At 64.4% G+C, this 20,962-nt stretch carries 24 protein-coding genes and 1 other RNA gene; 21 read left to right on the forward strand and 4 right to left on the reverse strand.

The features are described 5' to 3' along the window. Positions 1 to 4 precede the first annotated feature (4 nt). From ssrS to SSO01S_RS02660, 3 genes are all read right to left on the reverse strand, one after another. Positions 5 to 161, reverse strand: a non-coding RNA gene (gene ssrS / locus SSO01S_RS18100) — 6S RNA. A 12-nt stretch (positions 162 to 173) separates the two neighbouring features. Beyond that, positions 174 to 476: a cell division protein ZapA gene (gene zapA / locus SSO01S_RS02655; RefSeq protein WP_066794742.1), complete on the reverse strand. Its 303-nt coding sequence runs from the start codon at positions 474 to 476 to the stop codon at positions 174 to 176. Beyond that, positions 476 to 685, reverse strand: coding sequence for a hypothetical protein (locus SSO01S_RS02660; RefSeq protein ID WP_066794744.1), 210 nt, complete (start codon positions 683 to 685; stop codon positions 476 to 478). The genes zapA and SSO01S_RS02660 overlap by 1 nt, the downstream gene beginning before the upstream one ends. 126 nt (positions 686 to 811) lie before the next feature. On the opposite strand from SSO01S_RS02660, the gene tkt reads away from it, so the two are divergent. From tkt to SSO01S_RS02675, 3 genes are all read left to right on the forward strand, one after another. Then, a complete protein-coding gene (tkt, locus tag SSO01S_RS02665) occupies positions 812 to 2,767 on the forward strand; it encodes a transketolase (RefSeq protein WP_066795183.1) in 1,956 nt (651 codons plus the stop codon). A gap of 4 nt (positions 2,768 to 2,771) precedes the next feature. Further along, positions 2,772 to 3,779 carry a type I glyceraldehyde-3-phosphate dehydrogenase gene (gap, locus tag SSO01S_RS02670; protein WP_066794747.1) on the forward strand — a complete coding sequence of 336 codons (1,008 nt, stop codon included), beginning with the start codon at positions 2,772 to 2,774 and terminating at the stop codon, positions 3,777 to 3,779. 96 nt (positions 3,780 to 3,875) lie between these two features. Then, on the forward strand, positions 3,876 to 5,066 hold the full coding sequence (locus SSO01S_RS02675; RefSeq protein ID WP_066795186.1) for a phosphoglycerate kinase: 1,191 nt from the start codon (positions 3,876 to 3,878) through the stop codon (positions 5,064 to 5,066). A gap of 8 nt (positions 5,067 to 5,074) precedes the next feature. Here the strand turns inward: SSO01S_RS02675 and SSO01S_RS02680 are convergent, their stop codons facing one another. Further along, positions 5,075 to 6,199, reverse strand: a complete 1,125-nt coding sequence (locus SSO01S_RS02680) for a PAS domain S-box protein (protein ID WP_083942799.1) — start codon at positions 6,197 to 6,199, stop codon at positions 5,075 to 5,077. Between the two features lie 87 nt (positions 6,200 to 6,286). On the opposite strand from SSO01S_RS02680, the gene SSO01S_RS02685 reads away from it, so the two are divergent. The 18 genes from SSO01S_RS02685 (at position 6,287) to nuoG (ending at position 20,863) form a co-directional block, all read left to right on the forward strand. Further along, positions 6,287 to 7,186: a fructose bisphosphate aldolase gene (locus SSO01S_RS02685; protein WP_066794751.1), complete on the forward strand. Its 900-nt coding sequence runs from the start codon at positions 6,287 to 6,289 to the stop codon at positions 7,184 to 7,186. 68 nt (positions 7,187 to 7,254) lie between these two features. Next, the gene (locus tag SSO01S_RS02690) at positions 7,255 to 7,581 is read left to right on the forward strand and encodes a putative quinol monooxygenase (protein ID WP_245646555.1); all 327 of its coding nucleotides are present in this window, start codon (positions 7,255 to 7,257) and stop codon (positions 7,579 to 7,581) included. A 31-nt stretch (positions 7,582 to 7,612) separates the two neighbouring features. Next, positions 7,613 to 8,299: a thiamine phosphate synthase gene (thiE, locus tag SSO01S_RS02695; RefSeq protein ID WP_174520746.1), complete on the forward strand. Its 687-nt coding sequence runs from the start codon at positions 7,613 to 7,615 to the stop codon at positions 8,297 to 8,299. 44 nt (positions 8,300 to 8,343) lie between these two features. Beyond that, positions 8,344 to 9,345 carry a L,D-transpeptidase family protein gene (locus tag SSO01S_RS02700; RefSeq protein WP_245646556.1) on the forward strand — a complete coding sequence of 334 codons (1,002 nt, stop codon included), beginning with the start codon at positions 8,344 to 8,346 and terminating at the stop codon, positions 9,343 to 9,345. Between the two features lie 4 nt (positions 9,346 to 9,349). Continuing rightward, positions 9,350 to 9,946: a M23 family metallopeptidase gene (locus SSO01S_RS02705; protein WP_066794754.1), complete on the forward strand. Its 597-nt coding sequence runs from the start codon at positions 9,350 to 9,352 to the stop codon at positions 9,944 to 9,946. An 85-nt stretch (positions 9,947 to 10,031) separates the two neighbouring features. Then, positions 10,032 to 10,595 carry an elongation factor P gene (gene efp / locus SSO01S_RS02710; protein WP_066794757.1) on the forward strand — a complete coding sequence of 188 codons (564 nt, stop codon included), beginning with the start codon at positions 10,032 to 10,034 and terminating at the stop codon, positions 10,593 to 10,595. 6 nt (positions 10,596 to 10,601) lie between these two features. Further along, positions 10,602 to 10,919: a cupin domain-containing protein gene (locus SSO01S_RS02715; RefSeq protein WP_066794761.1), complete on the forward strand. Its 318-nt coding sequence runs from the start codon at positions 10,602 to 10,604 to the stop codon at positions 10,917 to 10,919. Continuing rightward, positions 10,919 to 11,734 carry an inositol monophosphatase family protein gene (locus tag SSO01S_RS02720; protein WP_066794763.1) on the forward strand — a complete coding sequence of 272 codons (816 nt, stop codon included), beginning with the start codon at positions 10,919 to 10,921 and terminating at the stop codon, positions 11,732 to 11,734. Before SSO01S_RS02715 ends, SSO01S_RS02720 begins: the two co-directional genes overlap by 1 nt. After that, positions 11,731 to 12,633 (forward strand): SMP-30/gluconolactonase/LRE family protein, encoded by a 903-nt coding sequence (locus SSO01S_RS02725; RefSeq protein WP_066794765.1) that lies wholly within the window; start codon positions 11,731 to 11,733, stop codon positions 12,631 to 12,633. Before SSO01S_RS02720 ends, SSO01S_RS02725 begins: the two co-directional genes overlap by 4 nt. Before the next feature lie 101 nt (positions 12,634 to 12,734). Continuing rightward, positions 12,735 to 13,109, forward strand: coding sequence for an NADH-quinone oxidoreductase subunit A (locus SSO01S_RS02730; protein ID WP_066794767.1), 375 nt, complete (start codon positions 12,735 to 12,737; stop codon positions 13,107 to 13,109). Next, positions 13,100 to 13,675, forward strand: a complete 576-nt coding sequence (locus tag SSO01S_RS02735; protein WP_066794770.1) for a NuoB/complex I 20 kDa subunit family protein — start codon at positions 13,100 to 13,102, stop codon at positions 13,673 to 13,675. Before SSO01S_RS02730 ends, SSO01S_RS02735 begins: the two co-directional genes overlap by 10 nt. After that, complete coding sequence (locus SSO01S_RS02740; protein ID WP_245646557.1) at positions 13,672 to 14,484, forward strand: NADH-quinone oxidoreductase subunit C; 813 nt, start codon at positions 13,672 to 13,674, stop codon at positions 14,482 to 14,484. The genes SSO01S_RS02735 and SSO01S_RS02740 overlap by 4 nt, the downstream gene beginning before the upstream one ends. Beyond that, on the forward strand, positions 14,484 to 15,719 hold the full coding sequence (locus SSO01S_RS02745) for an NADH-quinone oxidoreductase subunit D (protein WP_066794786.1): 1,236 nt from the start codon (positions 14,484 to 14,486) through the stop codon (positions 15,717 to 15,719). Before SSO01S_RS02740 ends, SSO01S_RS02745 begins: the two co-directional genes overlap by 1 nt. Before the next feature lie 186 nt (positions 15,720 to 15,905). Then, entirely contained in the window at positions 15,906 to 16,574 is a 669-nt protein-coding gene (locus tag SSO01S_RS02750; RefSeq protein WP_066794788.1) for a complex I 24 kDa subunit family protein, read from the forward strand. Beyond that, a complete protein-coding gene (locus SSO01S_RS17445; RefSeq protein WP_157073598.1) occupies positions 16,574 to 16,744 on the forward strand; it encodes a hypothetical protein in 171 nt (56 codons plus the stop codon). The genes SSO01S_RS02750 and SSO01S_RS17445 overlap by 1 nt, the downstream gene beginning before the upstream one ends. After that, positions 16,744 to 18,048 (forward strand): NADH-quinone oxidoreductase subunit NuoF, encoded by a 1,305-nt coding sequence (gene nuoF, locus SSO01S_RS02755; protein WP_066794789.1) that lies wholly within the window; start codon positions 16,744 to 16,746, stop codon positions 18,046 to 18,048. The genes SSO01S_RS17445 and nuoF overlap by 1 nt, the downstream gene beginning before the upstream one ends. 26 nt (positions 18,049 to 18,074) lie before the next feature. Then, positions 18,075 to 18,797, forward strand: a complete 723-nt coding sequence (locus tag SSO01S_RS02760) for a hypothetical protein (RefSeq protein WP_157073599.1) — start codon at positions 18,075 to 18,077, stop codon at positions 18,795 to 18,797. A 65-nt stretch (positions 18,798 to 18,862) separates the two neighbouring features. Then, positions 18,863 to 20,863 (forward strand): NADH-quinone oxidoreductase subunit NuoG, encoded by a 2,001-nt coding sequence (nuoG, locus tag SSO01S_RS02765; RefSeq protein WP_066794794.1) that lies wholly within the window; start codon positions 18,863 to 18,865, stop codon positions 20,861 to 20,863. Positions 20,864 to 20,962 lie beyond the last annotated feature (99 nt).

The following is a 20,962-nucleotide window of genomic DNA, read 5'->3' on the forward strand; positions in this document are numbered from 1 at the left end:
AGGTGGCGGGTCCGCCATGGCCGTTTGCTTGAATATCCTCTGACGCCGTAAACGTCAGGTGGGGACCATGTGCCGCAGACCAGGATCTGCACAGGGACAGCCCCCTTGGATGATGAATCGCCTCAGGGATAATCGCTAAAGCTCGTACCGGGCAGAGCCCGCCGCCTGCTTATTTAGGCGTTAGAGACGGGTTCCTCAAGGGCCGCGGCGACCGCTTCGAGGCGATCTGCGATCCGATCGAGCAGCACGGGCGACACGCCCCCCGGAGGATTGCGTTCGCTCTCGTCGAGCAAATCGGCCAGAATCAGCGCGAGATAGACCAGGGTGCGCTCAGAATTCAGCCCGCCCGACGCGCGCAACGCCGTCGCCGCATGCTTTTGCAACACGCCTTCAAGATGGCGGAGATGCACTTCCTCGCCATCGCGGGCGAGGATCGAATAATTGCGTCCGGCGATGCTGAGATTGACGTCTGCCATCAATCGCTCTCCGCCTCGGAGTCGCGGGAAGCCTCGTCCTCGGACTCTCGGGCAATCAGGCCGTCGAGCGCGGCGACGGTCGCTTCGATGCGGCCCCGCAACCGATCGTGGCGAAGCTGGATCCGCTCGAGTGCAAAGGACTTCGCCGCGGCTGCGGCTTCGATCCGGGCGAGTGCATTCTCGATGCGGTCAGCAGGATCAACGGACATGCAATCCGATTAAGCACAGGACAGTCGGGGGACAACCCCTGTTCGCAGCAGCTTACGGCCAACCGGTTGACGCGCGGGCGCGACCGCCGCAAAGGCGTCCGCGTCACCACCCGGGAGTATTTGTCTGTGACCGCATCCTTCACCGATTGCGCCAACGCGATCCGCGCGCTGAGCATGGATGCCGTCGAGGCAGCGAATTCAGGACATCCCGGCATGCCGATGGGCATGGCCGATGTCGCGACCGTCCTGTTCCAGAATTACCTGAAGTTCGATCCCGCCGATCCCAAATGGCCCGATCGCGACCGCTTCGTGCTTTCCGCCGGGCATGGATCGATGCTGATCTATTCGCTGCTGCACCTGACCGGATATGCGCGCCCGACGCTGGAGGACATCAAGACCTTCCGACAGGTCGGCAGCCCGTGCGCCGGGCATCCCGAGAATTTCGAGCTTCCCGGCGTGGAATGCACCACCGGCCCGCTGGGGCAGGGCCTGGCGATGGCCGTGGGCATGGCGATCGCCGAACGGCACCTGAACACCGGCTTCGGAGACGCGCTGGTCGATCACAAGACCTGGGTGATCGCCGGCGACGGCTGCCTGATGGAAGGCATCAACCACGAAGCGATCGGGCTTGCCGGGCATCTGAAGCTCGGGCGGCTGATCGTGTTGTGGGACGACAACAAGATCACGATCGACGGCGCGGTCTCGCTCTCGTCGAACGAGGATATTCCCGCGCGGTACATCGCGACCGGTTGGCATGTCGTGGAATGCGACGGGCACGATCCGAAGAGCATCGCAGCGGCCTTCGACGTGGCGCTCGCCGATGACCGGCCCTCGCTGGTTCGCTGCAAGACGATCATCGGCAAGGGCGCGCCGAATTTCCAAGGCACGTCCAAGACGCACGGCTCGCCGCTGGGCGCGGACGAAGTCGCCGCCGCACGCGCGACGCTGGGTTGGAACCATGCCCCATTCGAGGTGCCCGGCGATATTCGCGAAACCTGGCTGAAGGCGGGCGCGCGCGGGGCGGAACCTCATGCCGCGTGGAAGCAGCGCCTGGCAAGCGATTCGAATGCCGCGGAATTTACACGCCGCATGGCGGGCGACCTGCCCGAAGGATTCTCGCTCGATGGGCATATCGCCGCGTTGATCGCCGAGCCCAAGAAGATCGCGACGCGCTCCGCGAGCCAGCTCGCGCTGGACGCGCTCAACGCGACTTTGCCCGAGACGATGGGCGGATCGGCCGACCTGACCCCGTCGAACAACACGCTGACCAAGGGGCTGGAAGACTTTACCGCGGAGAATCGCGGCGGGCGCTATCTGCGCTACGGCATCCGCGAATTCGGCATGGCGGCGGCGATGAACGGCATGGCGCTGCACGGCGGCGTGCTGCCCTATGGCGGCACCTTCCTGGTGTTCAGCGATTATGCGCGGCCCGCGATCCGGCTCGCGGCGCTCCAGCGCGCCCGCGTCGTATTCGTAATGACGCACGACTCGATCGGGCTTGGCGAGGACGGCCCGACGCACCAGCCGATCGAGCATGTCATGTCGCTGCGGCTGATCCCCAATCTGGAGGTCTGGCGCCCGTGCGATGCGGTGGAGACGGCAGAGGCATGGGCGGCTTCGGTCGCACGTTCTGAAGGACCGTCGCTGCTTGCGCTTTCGCGGCAGAATCTTCCGCAGCTCAGCACTGGCGGATCGGCGAAGGGGGCCTATCGGCTCCAGGGCGCAGAAGCGTCGCGCAAGGTGGTTCTGCTCGCCTCCGGCTCGGAAGTGGAGATCGCGGTCGCGGTGCGCGCGGCGCTCGAAGCGGAAGGCGTGGGCGCCGATGTGGTTTCGATGCCCTGCTGGTCGCGCTTCGACACGCAAACCAGGGAATATCGTGCCGATATCCTGCCGCGCGACGCGCTGATCGTTTCGATCGAGGCGGGCGTGACCACCGGCTGGGAGCGCTACACCGGGATCGACGGGCTGAATTTCGGCATCGATCGCTATGGCGCGTCGGGGCCGGCCCCGGATCTGTTCAAGCATTTTGGCCTGACGGCCGCGGCGATCGTGCCGCAAATCCTCGAAAAACTGAAGGACTGACAGCATGACGAAGGTTGCGATCAACGGTTTCGGACGCATCGGCCGCCTGGTGGCGCGCGCAATTCTGGAGCGCCCCGAAAGCGGTCTTGAACTCGTGACGATCAACGACCTCGCCGATGCGAAGTCGAACGCGTGGCTGTTCAGCCGCGACTCGGTGCACGGCAAATATCCGGGCACGGTTACCGCCGAGGGCGACGACCTGATCGTTGACGGCAAGCGCATCAAGGTGACCAAGGAGCGCGATCCGGCGAACCTGCCGCACGCCGCGAACGGCGTGGAAATCGTGCTCGAATGCACCGGCTTCTTCACCGATCGTGCATCGGCCCAGAAGCATATCGACGCAGGTGCGAAGAAGGTGCTGATCTCGGCGCCGGGCAAGAATGTGGACCTGACCGTCGTGTACGGCGTCAACCACGAGAAGATCGAAGCCGGCCACACGATCGTTTCCAACGCATCGTGCACCACCAACTGCCTGGCGCCCGTCGCCAAGGTGCTGAACGACACGGTGGGCATCGAGCGTGGCCTGATGACCACGATCCATGCCTATACCAACGATCAGAAGATCCTCGACCAGATCCATGACGATCTGCGCCGCGCACGCGCTGCTGCGATGAGCATGATCCCGACCACCACGGGCGCGGCCCGCGCGGTGGGCGAGGTGCTTCCCGAGCTGAAGGGCAAGCTGGACGGTTCGTCGGTGCGCGTGCCCGTGCCCGATGGCTCGCTGATCGACCTGACCTTCACCCCGAAGCGCGACACGACCAAGGAAGAGGTCAACGCGATCCTCAAGGCCGCGTCGGAAAGCGGCCCGCTGAAGGGCGTGCTGGTCTATTCGGACGAGCCGCTGGTTTCGATCGACATCGTCCACACCCCGGCTTCGTCGACGATCGACAGCCTGGAAACCGCGGTGATCGACGGCAAGCTCGTTCGCGTCGTCAGCTGGTATGACAATGAATGGGGCTTCTCTAACCGCATGATCGACACCGCTTCGGTCATGGCGAAGCTTTCGTAACAGCAGTTACCCCGGCGAAAGCCGGGGTGCCTTGCGGCAAGCCCTGCGTTCTATTTGCCTGGGATTCCGGTGTTGGCCGGGATGACGGAGATTTCGATGACCCGACCGTTCAAGACCCTCGACGATATGGGCGATATCGCCGGCAAGCGCGTGCTTGTCCGCGAAGACCTGAACGTTCCGATGGCGGACGGCGCGGTCACCGACGATACGCGCTTCCGGGCGGCGGTGCAGACCGTCGCCGAATTGTCGGACCGGGGCGCAATCGTGCTGATCCTCGCGCATTTCGGGCGGCCCAAGGCGCCTTCGCCCGAGCTTTCCACCGCGCAGCTTGCCGCGCCGTTCGGCCAGGTGCTGGGCCGCCCGGTGCGCTATGTCGATTGGGAAGGCGATGCGGCGAATGTCGCGACGCTGGAGCCGGGCGATGTCGCGCTGCTGGAGAATACCCGCTTCTTCGGGGGCGAGGAAAAGAACGATTCCGCGGTGGTGGACCGCTTCGCCGCCCTGGGCGATCTCTATGTCAACGACGCCTTTTCGGCGGCGCACCGCGCGCATGCCTCGACCGAGGGGCTGGCGCACAAGCTGCCCGCATTCGCCGGGCGGCAGATGGAAGCCGAGCTCGACGCGCTCGACAAGGCGCTGGGCAATCCCGAGCATCCGGTGGCGGCAGTGGTGGGCGGGGCGAAGGTTTCGACCAAGCTCGACGTGCTCAAGCATCTGGTCGCCAAGGTCGATCACCTGATCATCGGCGGGGGCATGGCCAACACCTTCCTCGCGGCGCGCGGCGTGAATGTCGGAAAGTCGCTGTGCGAGCATGATCTGACCGGCACGGCGGAGGAAATCCTCGACGCCGCCGACAAGGCGAATTGCATCGTGCATCTTCCCTATGACGTGGTGGTCGCAAAGGAATTCGCGGCGAACCCGCCGAGCCTGCGCACCTGCAACGTCCATGAGGTTGCGGCGGACGAGATGATCCTCGACGTCGGCCCGGCGGCGAGCGAGGCGCTGGCGGACGTGCTCAAGAATTGCCGCACGCTGGTTTGGAACGGTCCGCTGGGCGCGTTCGAGACACCGCCGTTCGACGCGGCGACGATGGGCCTAGCGCACACGGTGGCGGCGCTGACCAAGGAAGGTTCGCTGGTTTCGGTCGCCGGGGGCGGGGATACCGTCGCGGCGCTGAATCAGGCCGGTGTGGCGGACGACATGACCTTCATCTCCACTGCGGGGGGCGCGTTCCTTGAATGGATGGAAGGCAAGGAACTGCCCGGGGTCGCCGCGCTGGCGCGGTAACCGGGCAGCTATAGCCGAAGATTCTCCACGCGCGTCCGGCATGTCCAGCTGAGGCCCAGCGGATCGAAGTCGAGCGCGACATTGGCGTTCAGCGTCTTGGTCACCATCCGCTCGACAACCCGGCGGCCGAAGCCCGAGCGCGTGGGCGGAATCACCAATGGTCCTTCGCGCTCGCGCCAGATGATCTCGGTCTGGCCGGGATCGTCCGGTTGCGGGCCGATCGAGAGATGAAGTTTCCCCAGCGGCGTGGAGAGTGCGCCATATTTGCACGAGTTCGTCGCCAGTTCGTGCAGCGCCATCCCGATGATTCGCGTGGCGGCCATGCCAAGTTCGACATCGCCCCCGCTGTGGATGATGCGCGGGTCGGCTGGGGCAACAAAGGCGCGCAGTTGCTTGTCGACCAAAGCCCAGAATGATGCGGCCTCGCCCTTCTCGCCCAGCATCAGATCCTGCGAGGCGGCAAGGCTCACGATCCGGGTTTCGATGTGCTTGCGGAATTCATCGACCGTGTCCGCCTTGGTTTGCGCGATCAGGTTTAGCATGATCGTGAACATGTTCTTCGAGCGGTGGGCGAGCTCGTGCAGCAGGAAGTCCATGCGCTCTTCGGCTCGCTTGAACGCGCCGATATCGGTGACGATCGCGATCATTCCCTTTATCTCGCCGTGTTCGCCGCGAAGAACCGTGGCGTTCAGATCGGCCCACAGGATCTCGCCATTGGCGCGGAGATAGCGCTTCTGAAGCCGGTATGAGTCGATCTCGCCGCGTCTTGCGCGTTCCAATACGTCGAGGTTGAGATCGAGATCGTCAGGATGCGTGATGTCCTGAAAGCGCAATCCGAGCAGCGCTTCGCGCGAATGGCCGATCATCGTGCAGAAATGCTGGTTTACGTCGGAGAACCCGCCCGAATTATCGACGCGTGCCAATCCAGCGCCAGCAAGTCTGAAAGTGTCGTGGTAGTGCGAGGCGGTGGCCGACTTCTCGGCCGGTCGGTTTGCTTCGATGTGACGATCCCCTCCAGCGATTTTGCCGCAGTCTGTCGCAACGCAGCGTGCGCGTCTATGAAAAGATGTTTCCGTAATATTACGGAGCCGAAAGGCGTACGAGGCTATCGATCCCGGTTGCAGCCGCTTCATTTTTACCAGCCAGCGTTGTCAGCCTTCCCAGGCTCGCGCTGCGCTGTAATAGCCCGTCGGCGAAGATATTCAGCACAGGGAGCAAGCATGAACACCGCCGAGATGACCGCCAAGATCGCCGACGGAAAGGGCTTCATCGCCGCGCTGGACCAGTCCGGCGGCTCCACGCCCAAGGCCCTCAAGGGCTATGGCGTCGAGGAAGGCGCGTGGAGCAACGACGAAGAGATGTTCGGCCTGATCCACGAGATGCGCAGCCGGATCATTTCGTCGCCTTCGTTCACCGGCGACAAGGTGATCGGGGCGATCCTGTTCGAGCGGACGATGGATGGCCAGGTCGGCGGCAAGCCCACTCCGCAGGCGCTGATCGACAAGGGCGTCGTGCCCTTCCTCAAGATCGACAAGGGCCTGGAGGACGAGGCCAATGGCGTTCAGATGATGAAGCCGATGCCGGGCCTCGACACGCTGCTCGCGCGCGCCAAGTCGCTGGGCGTGTTCGGCACCAAGGAGCGCTCGGTGATCAACCTCGCCAACCGCGAGGGCATCGCCGCGATCGTTGCGCAGCAGTTCGAAGTCGGCCAGCAGGTGCTCGCCGCCGGGCTGGTGCCGATGCTGGAGCCTGAGATCAACATCAAGAGCGCCGAGCGCGCCGAATGCGACGCGATACTGCTCGAAGAGACGCTCAAGGCGCTCGATGCGATGCCGGGCGACGACAAGGTGATGCTCAAGCTTTCGATCCCCGCCAAGCCTGGCCTGTACGATCCGCTGGTCGATCACCCGCGCGTGCTGCGCGTCGTGGCGCTTTCGGGCGGGTTCAGCCGCGCCGACGCCTGCACCGAGCTTGCCAAGAATCGCGGCATGATCGCCAGCTTCAGCCGTGCATTGCTGTCGGACCTGCGCCGCGGCATGACCGATGCGGAGTTCGATGCGTCGCTCGGCGAGGCGATCGGCGAGATCTACACCGCATCGACCGAGAAGACGGCGGCGTGACGCCGCGCCGCCCAGTGCTCGCGGGCCTTGCGCTTGCGATGCTGGGCGGCCCCGCTTTTGCAAAGGGGGTGGCCGTGGAAGAACAGATTCCTCCCTTTGGCATGATCGGCAAGATCAAGGCAGTGCCGGGGAAGCGCGACGCGCTGATCGCGATCCTGGGATCGGGCACCGATACGATGCCCGGTTGCCTGGCCTATCTGATCGCCGAAGACGCCAAGGATCCCGACGCGATCTGGATCACCGAGATCTGGGACAATAAGGAAAGCCACGCAGCGTCGCTGGCGCTACCCGCAGTCAAGGAAGCGATCCGCATGGGCCGCCCGCTGATCGCCGGTTTCGAGCTGAGCGCGGAGACTCGGCCGCTACCGGGGGCGAGCTTCATCAGCCGCGCTTGACCGCCGCGCCCGCTCGGCCGAAGGAGCGGGGATGATTGAAGACGAAGACGGACTCCCTCCGCTCGACCCGAATTTCGCCGACCAGTTCCGGCGCGATGACCGGCGGCCGCCGTGCCAGCTCTATCTGATCTCCCCTCTCGACGTGACCGGCGGGTTCGCGGATCGGCTCAAGCGCGCATTCGACGCAGGACCGATGGCTGCGTTCCAGTTTCGCGTGAAGGGCGTGGACCAGCATGAGGCCGCGCGGCTGGCCGAGCCGCTGCAGCGGATCTGCGCGGACGCGGACGTTGCATTCATCGTCAACGACGATGTCGGACTGGCCAAAAGGCTGGGCGCGGACGGCGTGCATCTGGGGCAGGGCGATGGCGATCCGCGCGACGCGCGTGCGTTGTTGGGTCCGGCCGCGCAGATCGGCGTGACCTGTCACGACAGCCGGCACCTTGCGATGGAGGCAGGCGAGGCGGGGGCGGACTATGTCGCCTTCGGCGCTTTCTACCCGACGGCGACCAAGGAAACGCACCACCGCCCCGAGCCGGTGATCCTGAGCTGGTGGTCCACCGTGTTTGAGATACCGTGTGTGGCGATCGGTGGCATCACGCCGGCCAACGCAGCGCCGCTGGTAAAGGCCGGTGCGGACTTCATCGCAGTGAGCAACGCGGTGTGGGGCGGTGATGAAGCCGCCGCGATCAAGTCTTTTACGGACCTCCTGAACGCATAGATCGTTCTCCCGGGCGAGCCATTGTTCGTCAGGAGATTGAATCGGTGCGGAAAAAGCTGGCCATCGCTGCCTTCCTCGCAAGCGTCGCCGGCGCTTCCGGCGCTCCGGCGGAGGAAGCGAAGCCGCGCCCGCCGATCGATTATACCGTCCTCCATGCGCAGGTGATCCTCGATCATCTGGGCTTCTCGCCGGGTGTGCTCGACGGGCGCGAGGGGCAATCGCTGACAGCGGCGATCAAGGGGTTTCAGGCCGCGCACGGAATGGAAGTGACCGGCAAGCTGGACCGGACGATGCTGGAGGCGCTGTATCCCTATCGCGCGCGCCGCCCCGTCACGCGGGTTACCCTGGACGCGGCCGCGCTGCGCGGTCCCTATGTCAATCCGCTTCCCAAGGACCCGGCCGAGCAGGCCAAGCTCGAATCGCTCGCTTATACGCGGCCGCTGGAGAAGCTTGCCGAGGCGTTTCACACCACGCCCGAAGTGCTGGTGGAACTCAATCCGGGGGGCGGGGCGATCGGCGTGGGCGCTACCTTCACATTCCCCAACGCATTGCCGGCATCGCGCGATTATCCGGCGAGCCTGAGGGAGGATTGGCGGCAGACGCTGGGCGACCTCAACATAAGTTCGGAGCAACCTGCGGGCGACCGCGTGGTGGTCGACAAATCGGAAGGCGTGCTCAGGGTCTATCAGGGGCAGCAACTGGTCGCGCAGTTCAGCGCCACCATGGGCAGCGAGAAGGACCCGCTTCCGATCGGCACGTGGAAGATCAACGGGGCCGACTATAATCCGAAATTTCACTATAATCCGGACCTGTTCTGGGACGCCAAGCCGGGTGACGAAAAGGCGATGCTGCCGCCGGGGCCGAACGGACCGGTGGGGGTGATCTGGCTCGACCTGTCGAAGGAGCATTACGGCATCCACGGCACGCCGGAGCCGCAAACGATCGGGCGCGCCGAGAGCCATGGCTGTATCCGCCTGTCCAATTGGGACGCCGCGCGGCTTTCGCTGATGGTAAAGCCGGGTACGCCCGCTATCTTCCAGGAATAGCCGCATGGTGTGGCTCAGGCGGATGGGATGGGGGGCTGCGGGGATCATGCTGTTGCTGCTCGCCGCCTTCGCTTCGCTGGTGCGAGTCACGATCAATCCGCCAGACGCGGCGACCGGGCAACGCGCCGCGATGCCCGCAGCGCAGAACCAGATCGATCCTGCCACGCTGATCATACCGGTGGCGGGCGTAACCTCGCGCCAACTGACCGACACCTGGGGCCAGAGTCGCGGCGGCGGTACGCGCGAGCACCATGCGATCGATATCATGGCGCCGCGCGGTACCCCGGTGCTCGCCGCCGCTTCGGGCATTGTCGAGAAGATCTTCGAGAGCGCGAATGGCGGTCATACCATCTATATCCGCACGGCGGACCGGTCGGTGGTCCATTATTACGCGCATCTCGATGCCTACGCCGTGAGCGAAGGGCAGAAAGTGACGCAGGGCCAGCAGATCGCGACCGTTGGCAATACGGGCAGCGCCGCCGGCGGCGCTCCGCACCTGCATTTCGAGATCAAGACGATGCAGCCGACCGAAGGCTGGTGGCAGGGAGTGAACGTCAATCCCTATCCGTTGCTGGCGTTCGGCCCGGGCCGGGGGGAATAGCTCCGCCTCCAAGTGAGTGTTGCGGCTGGGCCGCGTCCCCGCTAAAGGCCGCGCTCGCTCTTTCTCAGCTTATAGGTCTCTTCCCATGAAGATCAGCGGCGTGGACATCCGTCCCGGCAATATCATTGAATATGAAGGCGGCATCTGGCGCGCGGTTAAGATCCAGCATACCCAGCCCGGCAAGGGTGGGGCCTATATGCAGGTCGAGCTGAAGAACCTGCGCGACGGCCGCAAGAACAATGTCCGCTTCCGCTCGGCGGAAACCGTGGAGCGCGTGCGGCTCGACACCAAGGATTTCCAGTTCCTCTTCGCCGATGGCGAACAGCTGACCTTCATGGACAAGGAAACCTATGAGCAGACGACGCTGCCGCGCGACCTGCTGGGTGACGCCGCTGCTTTCCTGCAGGACGGCATGGACGTGGTGATGGAGCTCTATGACGAAGAGCCGATCAGCGTGCAGCTTCCCGACACGATCGAGGCGCTGATCGTCGAAGCCGATGCGGTGGTGAAGGGCCAGACGGCGTCTTCGTCGTACAAGCCCGCCGTGCTCGAGAACGGCGTTCGCGTGATGGTGCCGCCGCATATCGCCGCCGGCACGCGCATCGTCGTCGACGTGTACGAGCAGACCTACGTGCGGCGCGCCGACTGAGCGGCAATGCCCAAGATCATCCAGGATGCGCGTGGTTTCCGGGCCGATCGGGCCTGGGGCGCACGCGACATTGCGGAGATCGAGGGCGCTACCGTCCGGCTGCATTGGACGGATCAGCGGTATAAGTGGCATGTTAATGATGGTGCCGAGGCGTTCCTGGTTCTCGATGGCGTCGTGGAAATGCGATACCGCGAGGGTGACGGCGAACATCGGGTTTTGTTGAAAGAAGGCGACATTTTCGTAGCGGAAACCGGGGACGCGCACGTGGCGCATCCGATCGGCGAAGCGCGTGTCCTGGTCGTAGAAGCTAAAGGCTCTGTGTAATGGTTTCCCACTCCGGCCTCATCACCGTGATCGAAAAGGCCTGCCGCAAGGCGGGGCCGCGGCTGCGGCGTGACTTCAACGAAGTCTCGCACCTGCAGGTGAGCCGCAAGGGGCCGGCCGACTTCGTTTCGATGGCAGACAAGCGCGCCGAAGACACGCTGATCGAGGAACTGGGCAAGGCGAGACCGGACTGGGGTTTCCTGGTCGAGGAGCGCGGTGAGATCGCCGGCGATCCGGACAAGCCGCGCTGGATCATCGATCCGCTGGATGGCACCACCAATTTCCTGCACGGCATCCCGCATTTCTGCATCTCGGTCGCGGTGGAGGATCCGCGCGGGGCGCAGGGCAAGCCCGAGGTGACGCACGGCTATATCTATCAGCCGCTGACCGACGAGAGCTTCTGGGCCGAAAAGGGCCGGGGCGCATGGGTGCAGAGCGATCGCCTGCGTGTATCGGCGCGCCGCGACCTGGGCGACGCGGTGATCGCGACCGGAATCCCGTTCCTGGGCCATGGCAATTTCGCGCAGTGGAGCCGCATTTTCGGTGCCATCGCGCCGGAAGTGGCGGGCATCCGCCGGCTAGGATCTGCGGCGCTCGACATGGCATGGGTCGCCGCGGGCCGCTTCGATGGCTTCTGGGAGAGCGATCTCCAGCCGTGGGACGTCGCCGCCGGCATGCTGATGATCAAGGAAGCCGGCGGCTTCGTCACCGATTTCCGCGGACAGGACCTCGCGATGCAGCGCAGCCAGTTTCTCGCGGCAAATGATGTGCTGCATTCGAAGCTGCACAAGCTGGTCGCGAACGCGCTGCGGTGATCCTGCTGCTCGGCCTGCTGGCGCAAATGCCCCCGCAGACCGTGCTGACCATTCCTGCCGGGTATCGCCTGATCGAAGGCGTGGCTTCGGACGGCGAGACGATCTGGGTGAGCAGCATCCTCGATCGCGTGATCGTGGAGCATAGGAACGGCAAGTTTCGCACGATGCCGATGCCCGATGGGGCAGGGGCGCCGCTGGCGATCAGCTATGACACGCGGCGAGGCTGGATATGGATCGCGTCGCATTGTCCCCGGCCGCTGAAGGTTGCGGGCTGCACCGGCGCCTGGCTGGTCGCGATGGACCGCAAGGGCAAGGTCCGCCGCAGGCTGCGCCCCGCCAATGATGCGGTCTTCACCCCCGGGGATGTGTCGGTCTGGCGCGATCAGGTGTTCGTCAGCGACTCCGCCAATGGTGCGGTCTATCGCTGCAAGACCACGTGCCAGTCGCTCACGCCGCTGATCGCGCCGCGCCAGAAGGGCAGCGCGCAGGGGAGCGCCGTCTATGACGAAGGCCGCAAGCTGCTCGTCGCGGATTACGGGCTGCGCCTGATCAGCGTGGACCTCGCAACGGGTGTGGAAACTCCGGTGCTGATGGCGGACGGAAACCGGCTGCGCGGGGTGGACGGGCTGGTGGCCGATGGCGACGGATTTGTCGCCGTGCGCAATCCCAACGTGCCCGGCAAGGCGTGGCGCTTCCGCATTTCGGCGGACAACAAGGTCGTGGACCCGGGCGTGGCGGCAGAGGGCGGGGCAATCGTCGATCCCACCCAGATCGCCCGCGCGGGCAAGCGGCTGCTGATCGTGGGCGACGCCCAATGGTCCGCGCATTTGCCGGACAAGGACGGGAAGGTCTCCGGCGTGCAGAAGCCGACGCCGATCATCGCCATTCCGGCGCGCTGAGCCGTCACTTATTGCGAATGATTCTCAGGGCTTCCGGGCCTTGCCGCACTCAGCCCATCGTCCTAAAGCCGCCCAGAGATTCCGCATCCGCGAGAAGGCAATTGGTCGATCTATCCGAATACCTGCCGATCCTGTTGTTCCTCGGCGTCGCGCTCGTGCTTTCCTGCACGTTCGTGTTCCTGCCGATGCTGGTCGGTCGCCTGACGGGCGCGCACAAGCCAACCGAGGCGAAGCTCAGCGAATATGAGTGCGGCTTCCCCGCATTCGAGGATTCGCGCAGCCAGTTCGACGTGCGTTTCTATCTGGTCGCGATCCTCTTCATCATCTTCGATCTTGAAGCGGCGTTCCTGTTTCCCTGGGCGGTGTCGGTGTTCGATCTGGGGTGGGTCGCCTGGATCTCGATGATGGTCTTTATCGGCGAGCTCGCGCTCGGCCTTGTTTACGCATGGAAGAAGGGAGCGCTCGAGTGGGAGTAGAACTCACCGCGCAGTCGTCGCCGCTCCCGGGCAGCAGCCTGATCGGCGGTCCGCCGCCGGGCACGCTTCCCGATGTCGGCTTCCTGAACGACATCAATGCCGAGATTGGCGACAAGGGCTTTCTGGTCACCTCGACCGAAGAGCTGTTCCAATGGGCGCGCACCGGCTCGCTTTGGTGGATGACCTTTGGCCTCGCATGCTGCGCGGTCGAGATGATCCATGTGAACATGCCGCGTTACGACATGGAGCGCTTCGGCGCCGCGCCGCGCGCATCTCCGCGCCAGTCGGACGTGATGATCGTGGCGGGCACGCTGTGCAACAAGATGGCTCCGGCGCTGCGCCGCGTGTACGATCAGATGTCCGAGCCGAAATACGTGATTTCGATGGGATCGTGCGCGAACGGTGGCGGCTATTATCATTATAGCTATTCGGTGGTGCGCGGTTGCGACCGCATCGTGCCGGTGGATATCTATGTGCCGGGCTGTCCGCCGACCGCCGAGGCTTTGCTGTACGGCGTGATGCAGCTCCAGCGGAAGATCCGCCGCAGCGGGACGATCGAACGGTGAAGTCTGTCGCACCCCGCATGATCGATCGCGACGAAGCGATCTGGGCTCCTTTGCTGGCCGAGGGCGTGACGCGCCGTCCGGGCGTCGAGGTGGCGTTCAACGTGACGCGCGAGAAGCTGATCGAGACGCTCGATCGCCTGCGCGTCGAGTTCGAATATCAGCAGCTGATGGAGATCGCCGGCGCTGACTATCCGGAGCGCGCTGAGCGCTTCGAGGTGGTCTATTGCCTGCTCTCGCTGACCAAGAACCATCGCATCCGCGTGCATGTCAGCACCGATGAGGTGCAGCCCGTGCCGTCGGTCACGCATATCTGGCCGGTCGCCGGCTGGCTCGAGCGCGAAGTGTACGACATGTATGGCGTTCTGTTCGACGGGAACACCGATCTGCGCCGCATCCTGACCGACTATGGCTTTGTCGGGCATCCGCTGCGCAAGGATTTCCCGCAGACCGGCTATGTCGAGCTGCGCTATTCGGAAGAAGCGAAGCGCGTGGTCTATGAGCCGGTGAAGCTGGCGCAGGACTTTCGCAGCTTCGATTTCCTGAGCCCGTGGGAAGGCGCGCAATATGTGCTGCCGGGCGACGAGAAGGCGGCAACCCCGCCTGCGCCGCAGCCCGAAGCCAAGGGTGCGCCGACGCCGCTCAAGGCCGAAGAAATCGCGCCGGTCACGCCAAAGCCTGCCAAGGCAAAGGTGGCTAAGCCCAAGACCAGTGATTCGACCGCCGATACCGGCGCCGGCAAGGCCGGCCCGAGCGACGGCCCCAAACCCCGCAAGCCGCGCGCCAAGAAGACGCCGGAGGGTAATGCGTAATGGCTGAGTATCTGGAAGAGATTGCGGGCGTGATCGATGGCGACAAGCCAGAGGTGGGCGACACCGAGATCCAGAACTACACGATCAATTTCGGCCCGCAGCACCCCGCTGCGCACGGCGTGCTGCGTCTCGTGCTCGAACTGGACGGCGAAATCGTCGAGCGCGTCGATCCGCATATCGGCCTGCTCCATCGCGGCACCGAGAAGCTGATCGAGTACAAGACCTACACCCAGGCTTTGCCCTATTTCGATCGCTTCGATTATTGCTCGCCGCTGGGCATGGAGCATTCGTATGTGCTCGCGGTCGAGAAATTGCTCGATCTCGAAGTGCCGCTGCGCGGCCAGTATCTGCGCGTGTTCTTCGCCGAGCTGACCCGCATCTGCAATCACATGCTGAACCTCGGTTCGCACGTCATGGACGTCGGCGCGATGACGCCGAACCTGTGGATGTTCGAGATCCGCGAGGATTGCCTGAACTTCTTCGAGCGTGCCTCGGGCGCGCGCATGCATTCCAACTATTTCCGCGTCGGCGGCGTCCGTCAGGACGTGCCGCTCAAGCTGCTCACCGATATCGGCGAATGGCTCGATACGCGGCTGCCGCAATTGTTCGAGGATGCGATCAGCCTGGTGGCCGAGAACCGCATCTTCAAGCAGCGCAATGTCGATATCGCCGTGGTCAGCCGCGACGATGCGATCAAGTGGGGCTTCTCCGGCCCGATGATCCGCGCCGCCGGCATCCCGTGGGATCTGCGCAAGTCGCAGCCTTATGACGTCTATGACCGGATCGACTTCGACATTCCCGTCGGCACGCGCGGCGATTGCTATGATCGCTTCATGGTGCGCGTGGAGGAGGTCCGCCAGTCGGCCCGCATCATGAAGCAGTGCCTGCAGGATATGCCGGAAGGTCCGGTACTGACGCTCGACCGCAAGGTCGCCCCGCCGAAGCGCGGCGAGATGAAGCAGTCGATGGAAGCGCTGATTCATCACTTCAAGCTGTTCACCGAAGGCTATCACGTGCCGGCGGGCGAGGTTTACGTGGCGACGGAAAGCCCCAAGGGCGAGTTCGGCGTCTATCTGGTCAGCGACGGCACCAACAAGCCCTACCGCTGCAAGGTCCGCCCGACGGCGTTCAGCCACCTCCAGGCGATGGACTTCATGTCGCGCGGGCACATGCTGGCGGACACGACGGCGATTCTGGGTGCGATGGATATCGTGTTCGGGGAGTGCGACCGGTGAGACGCTTTGCACAAGATATCGTTCTCGCTGGGGTCTCGGGATATCTCGGGCTTATGATAGCGGGCGATGTTAGCCGCGAATTTGCGTTGCTTGTCTGTGGCACACTCATGGTGACAGGCTTCGGCATCCAGGCAGTGACTTGGCTGCAACGGCGCCATGGCAACCCGATCAATCAGAGTTCGACCAATGGCTGACGCACCCCAAATCCCCGACGAAGCCGAGACCCGCGCCCGCTGGGGCAATTTCGCATGGACTGCGGAAAATGCCGAGAAGGCGCGTGAAATCGCGAGCCGCTATCCGGAAAATCGTCGCCTTTCCTGCTCGATTCCGTTCCTCGATCTGGCCCAGCGTCAGGTGGGTGCGGAGACGAATACGCAGGGCTGGCTGCCGATCCCGGTGATCGAGTTTGTCGCGCGTGAAATCGGCGCGCCCTATATCCGCATCTTCGAGGTCGCGACCTTCTACACCATGTTCAACCTCGCGCCGGTCGGCCGCTATCATGTGCAGGTCTGCGGCACCACGCCGTGCATGCTGCGCGGATCGGACGATGTGATGGCCGCGTGCAAGTCGCGCGGGCTGCACAAGGGTGGGACCACCGCTGACGGCATGTTCACGCTCACCGAAGTCGAGTGCCTGGGCAATTGCGCCTCGGCGCCGATGGTGCAGATCAACGACGATAATTACGAGGATCTGGATTTCGACCGCACGGTTGCGATCCTCGATGCGCTGGCCAAGGGCGAGAAGCCCAAGGCGGGTTCGCAGGAGCCGGGCCGCCACACCGTTGAGGCATATGGCGGGCCGACCAATCTGACCGCGATGGTTTCCGAAAACCATGATTTCCGGGGAGAATGGTGATGGGCGACAACAAGAATCTGATCGTCACGATCCTTGCGATCATCGGCGGCATCGTCGTTCTCGGCTGGGTGCTGCGCGCGACCTTCGCGCTGCTGGGGCCGATTGTGCTGATCGGCATCGCGGTTCTGGTCTACATCATGTTCTTCAAGGATAAGGGAAGCAGCCGGTAATGCTTGCCGATAAGGATCGCATCTTCACCAACGTCTATGGCTTCCAGCCGTGGAACCTGCCTGCTGCGCAGAAGCGCGGCGATTGGGATGCGACGAAGAATCTGATGGCCATCGGCCAGGACGCGATCATCGACAAGATCAAGGCGTCCGGTCTGCGCGGTCGTGGCGGGGCAGGGTTCCCCACCGGCATGAAGTGGAGCTTCATGCCCAAGGAGCCGCGTGCCGATCGTCCGAATTTCCTCGTCATCAACGCCGACGAATCCGAGCCTGGTTCGTGCAAGGATCGCGAGATCATCCGCCACGATCCGCACAAGCTGATCGAAGGCGCGCTGATCGCCGGCTATGCGATGCGCGCGCGCGCCGCGTACATCTACATTCGCGGCGAATATATCCGCGAGGCCGAAGTGCTCTTCGCGGCGGTCAAGGAAGCCTATGCGGCTGGCCTGATCGGCAAGAACGCATCCAAGTCGGGCTATGATTTCGACGTCTTCGTCCATCGCGGCGCGGGCGCCTATATCTGCGGCGAAGAGACCGCGATGCTCGAAAGCCTGGAGGGCAAGAAGGGCCAGCCGCGCCTTAAGCCGCCCTTCCCGGCGGGCGCGGGGCTCTATGGCTGCCCGACCACGGTGAACAACGTGGAGTCGATTGCGGTCGTCCCGACGATCCTGCGCCGAGGGCCCGAATGGTTCGCGTCGTTCGGCAACGAAGGAAACAAGGGCACCAAGCTCTTCCAGATCAGCGGCCATGTGAACAAGCCGGTGGTGGTCGAAGAGGCCATGTCGATCTCGTTCCGCGAGCTGATCGAGAAGCATTGCGGCGGCATTCGCGGCGGCTGGGACAATCTGCTGGCGGTGATTCCGGGCGGCTCCTCGGTGCCTCTGGTTCCCGCCGAGCAGATCATGGACTGCCCGATGGACTTTGACGGCCTCAAGGCTGTCGGCTCCGGGCTCGGCACCGCTGCCGTGATCGTCATGGACAAGTCCACCGACATCGTCCGCGCAATCTCGCGCCTCTCTTACTTCTACAAGCATGAGAGCTGCGGCCAGTGCACGCCGTGCCGCGAAGGTACCGGCTGGATGTGGCGCGTCATGGAGCGCATGCGCACCGGCGACGCCGATATCAGCGAAATCGATACCCTCTATCAGGTGACCAAGCAGGTCGAGGGCCACACCATCTGCGCGCTCGGCGACGCGGCGGCATGGCCGATCCAGGGCCTGATCAAGCACTTCCGCCCGGAAATGGAGCGTCGCATCGTCGAGCGTAACGGATCCGGCGAGGCCCCCATGATGGAGGCTGCGGAATGACGGAAGGTAAGCGAGGGAGGATGTATATGAACTACCGAGCTATGATGACGGCCGCGGCTGCGGTGGCCTGCTTTTCGGGCACCCAGGCTTTCGCCCAGGCGCAGGGCGCGCCGAACACGAACGTGAATCTCGCGGGCGGCCCCAGCAGCCGCAACAGCATGACCGATCTCGAGCGGCGCATGAACCTCGACAAGATGTTCGAGGATCCCGCCTCCGCGGCGCAGGCCTATGACAGCTCGCGCCTGATCGCGCAGTGCGTGGTCAAGCTGAGCGGCGACAAGGCCGGCGCACTGCTCGGCGGGCCGGGCACCAGCGATCCGCGCTTCAGCAAGCTCAGCAACGCGATGACCGGCCGCTACACGTCGTGCCTGCGCGGCGCGAGCGCGAAGAGCCTGTCGCCCGCGCTGCTGACCTCGGCGATCGCCGAAAACCTGGTCGAGCGCGACACCAGTGCCGTTCCGGACCGCGCGATGACGCTGGACACCACCAAGGCTGCCGCGTTCCACGGCGATCTGGCGGGGCCGGTCACGATCGTGAACATCGCGCGCTGCACCGTCACATATTCGCCGGGCCTGGCGCGCAAGGTGCTCGCCACCGATGCGGGCTCGCCCGAAGAGACGGCGGCGCTCGGCGCGCTGTATGCCGGCACGCCGGAATGCGGCATGGCCACGGTGCCGACCAGCATCGGTCCGGTGTTCCAGCGCTCGGCGATCGCCGATGCGCTCTACGCCTGGAGCCAGCAGAAGTGAGAAACGGGGGAGGCGGCGGCAAGCCGCCTCCCAGCCGTGAAAACGGCGAACAAGGACCGAATTGAATGCCGAAGTTGACGGTGGACGGAATTGAAGTGGAGGTGCCCGCCGGTGCCACCGTGCTCCAGGCCTGTGAGGCTGCGGGCAAGGAGATTCCGCGTTTCTGCTATCACGAACGGCTGAGCATCGCCGGCAACTGCCGCATGTGCCTGGTCGAAGTGAAGCCGGGGCCGCCCAAGCCCCAGGCTTCGTGCGCCCTGCCTGCGGGCGACGGCCAGGAAATCCGCACCGACAGCCCGATGGTGAAGGCCGCGCGCGAAGGCGTGATGGAATTCCTGCTGATCAATCACCCACTCGATTGCCCGATCTGCGATCAGGGCGGCGAGTGCGACCTGCAGGACCAGTCGGTCGCTTACGGCAAGGGCCATTCGCGCTACACCGAGAACAAGCGCGCGGTGACCGAAAAATATATGGGTCCGATCATCAAGACGATCATGACCCGCTGTATCCAGTGCACCCGCTGCGTGCGCTTCGGCGAAGAAGTCGCGGGCGTGGAGGATATCGGCGCGATCTATCGCGGCGAGAACATGCAGATCACGACCTATCTGGAAAAGGCGTTCAAGAGCGAGCTTTCGGGCAACACCGTCGATCTCTGCCCGGTCGGCGCGCTGACGCATAAGCCGGTGGCGTTCGAATACCGCCCCTGGGAATTGCGCAAGCATCTCTCGATCGACGTGATGGACGCGGTCGGCACCAACATCCGCCTCGACAGCCGCGGCCGCCAGGTGATGCGCGTGCTTCCGCGGATCAACGAAGACGTGAACGAGGAATGGGCGCACGACAAGACGCGCTACCATGTCGACGCGCTGGTCCGCCGCCGTCTCGACAAGCCGTTCGTCCGCGTGAAGGGCAAGCTGGTCGAGGCAAGCTGGGACGAAGCGTTCGATGCCGTCGCCAAGGCCGCGAAAAAGGCCAGATCGAGCGTCGCCGCAATTGCTGGCGATCTGCTCGACTGCGAGACCATGTTCGCCGCGAAGAAGCTGGTCCAGTCGCTCGGCTCGAACCTGCTCGAAGGCCGCCAGACTGGCATGGCGTATGACGTGACCAACCTCGGTTCGGTGGCGTTCAACACGACGATCGCCGAGATTGAGAACGCCGATGCGATCCTGCTCGTCGGCACCAATCTCCGCTGGGAAGCGCCGCTGATCAACACGCGCGTGCGCAAGGCGATCAAGAAGGGCGCTAAGGTCTTCGCGATCGGCCCCGAGATTGACCTGACCTACAAGGTTCAGTGGCTAGGCAACGATCTCGGCCTGCTCGGCAAGATGCCTTCCGAAGTTTCGGAAGTGATCGAGGCGGCCAAGGCACCGGTGCTCATCCTTGGTCCGGGCGCGCTCAAGGACGGGCACGGCCCGGCTCTGGCGGTCGCGGGCAGCTTCATGCGCGACGGATGGAACGGCTTCAACGTCGTCCACACGGCCGCCGCGCGGATGGGCGGGTTGATGCTCGGCTATGCGCAAAAGGGCGGCATCGCGGACGTGATCACGGCGGATCCGAAGCTCACTTTCTTCCTGGGCGCCGACGAAGTCGATTTCTCGGCCTTCGCCGGCAGCTTCAAGGTCTATATCGGCCATCACGGCGACAAGGGCGCGCATCACGCCGATGTGATCCTGCCCGCCGCCGCTTATTCGGAGAAGCCGGGCACCTATGTGAACCTCGAAGGCCGCGTCCAGCGCGCTGATCGCGCGGTGTTCGCCCCCGGCGACGCGCGTGAGGACTGGACGATCCTGCGCGCGCTTTCGGACAAGTTGGGCAAGGCGCTGCTGTTCGACAGCTTCGAGCAGCTTCGCGCCGCGATGGCTGCCGAGGTGCCCGAACTGGGGCAGGAGGGTCTTGTCCGCTACGCATGGGCGCCGCCCAAGCTGCCTGCGAAGGCGAAGGGCCCGGTCAATTATCCGATCGCGGATTTCTACCTCACCAACGCCATTTGCCGCGCGTCGGAGACGATGCAGCGCTGCTCGGCCGAACTCGTCCATGGCGAGGAATTTGCGGAGGCGGCGGAATGAGCGGGCCCGTTTTCGTCATCCCGGCGAAAGCCGGGATCGCGTGCCGCGAGGGTACGCTCCGCAACACTGAGACCCCGGCTTCTGCCGGGGTGACGAGTA

The organism is Sphingomonas soli NBRC 100801, from assembly GCF_001591025.1.
GTDB classification, from domain to species: domain Bacteria; phylum Pseudomonadota; class Alphaproteobacteria; order Sphingomonadales; family Sphingomonadaceae; genus Sphingomonas; species Sphingomonas soli.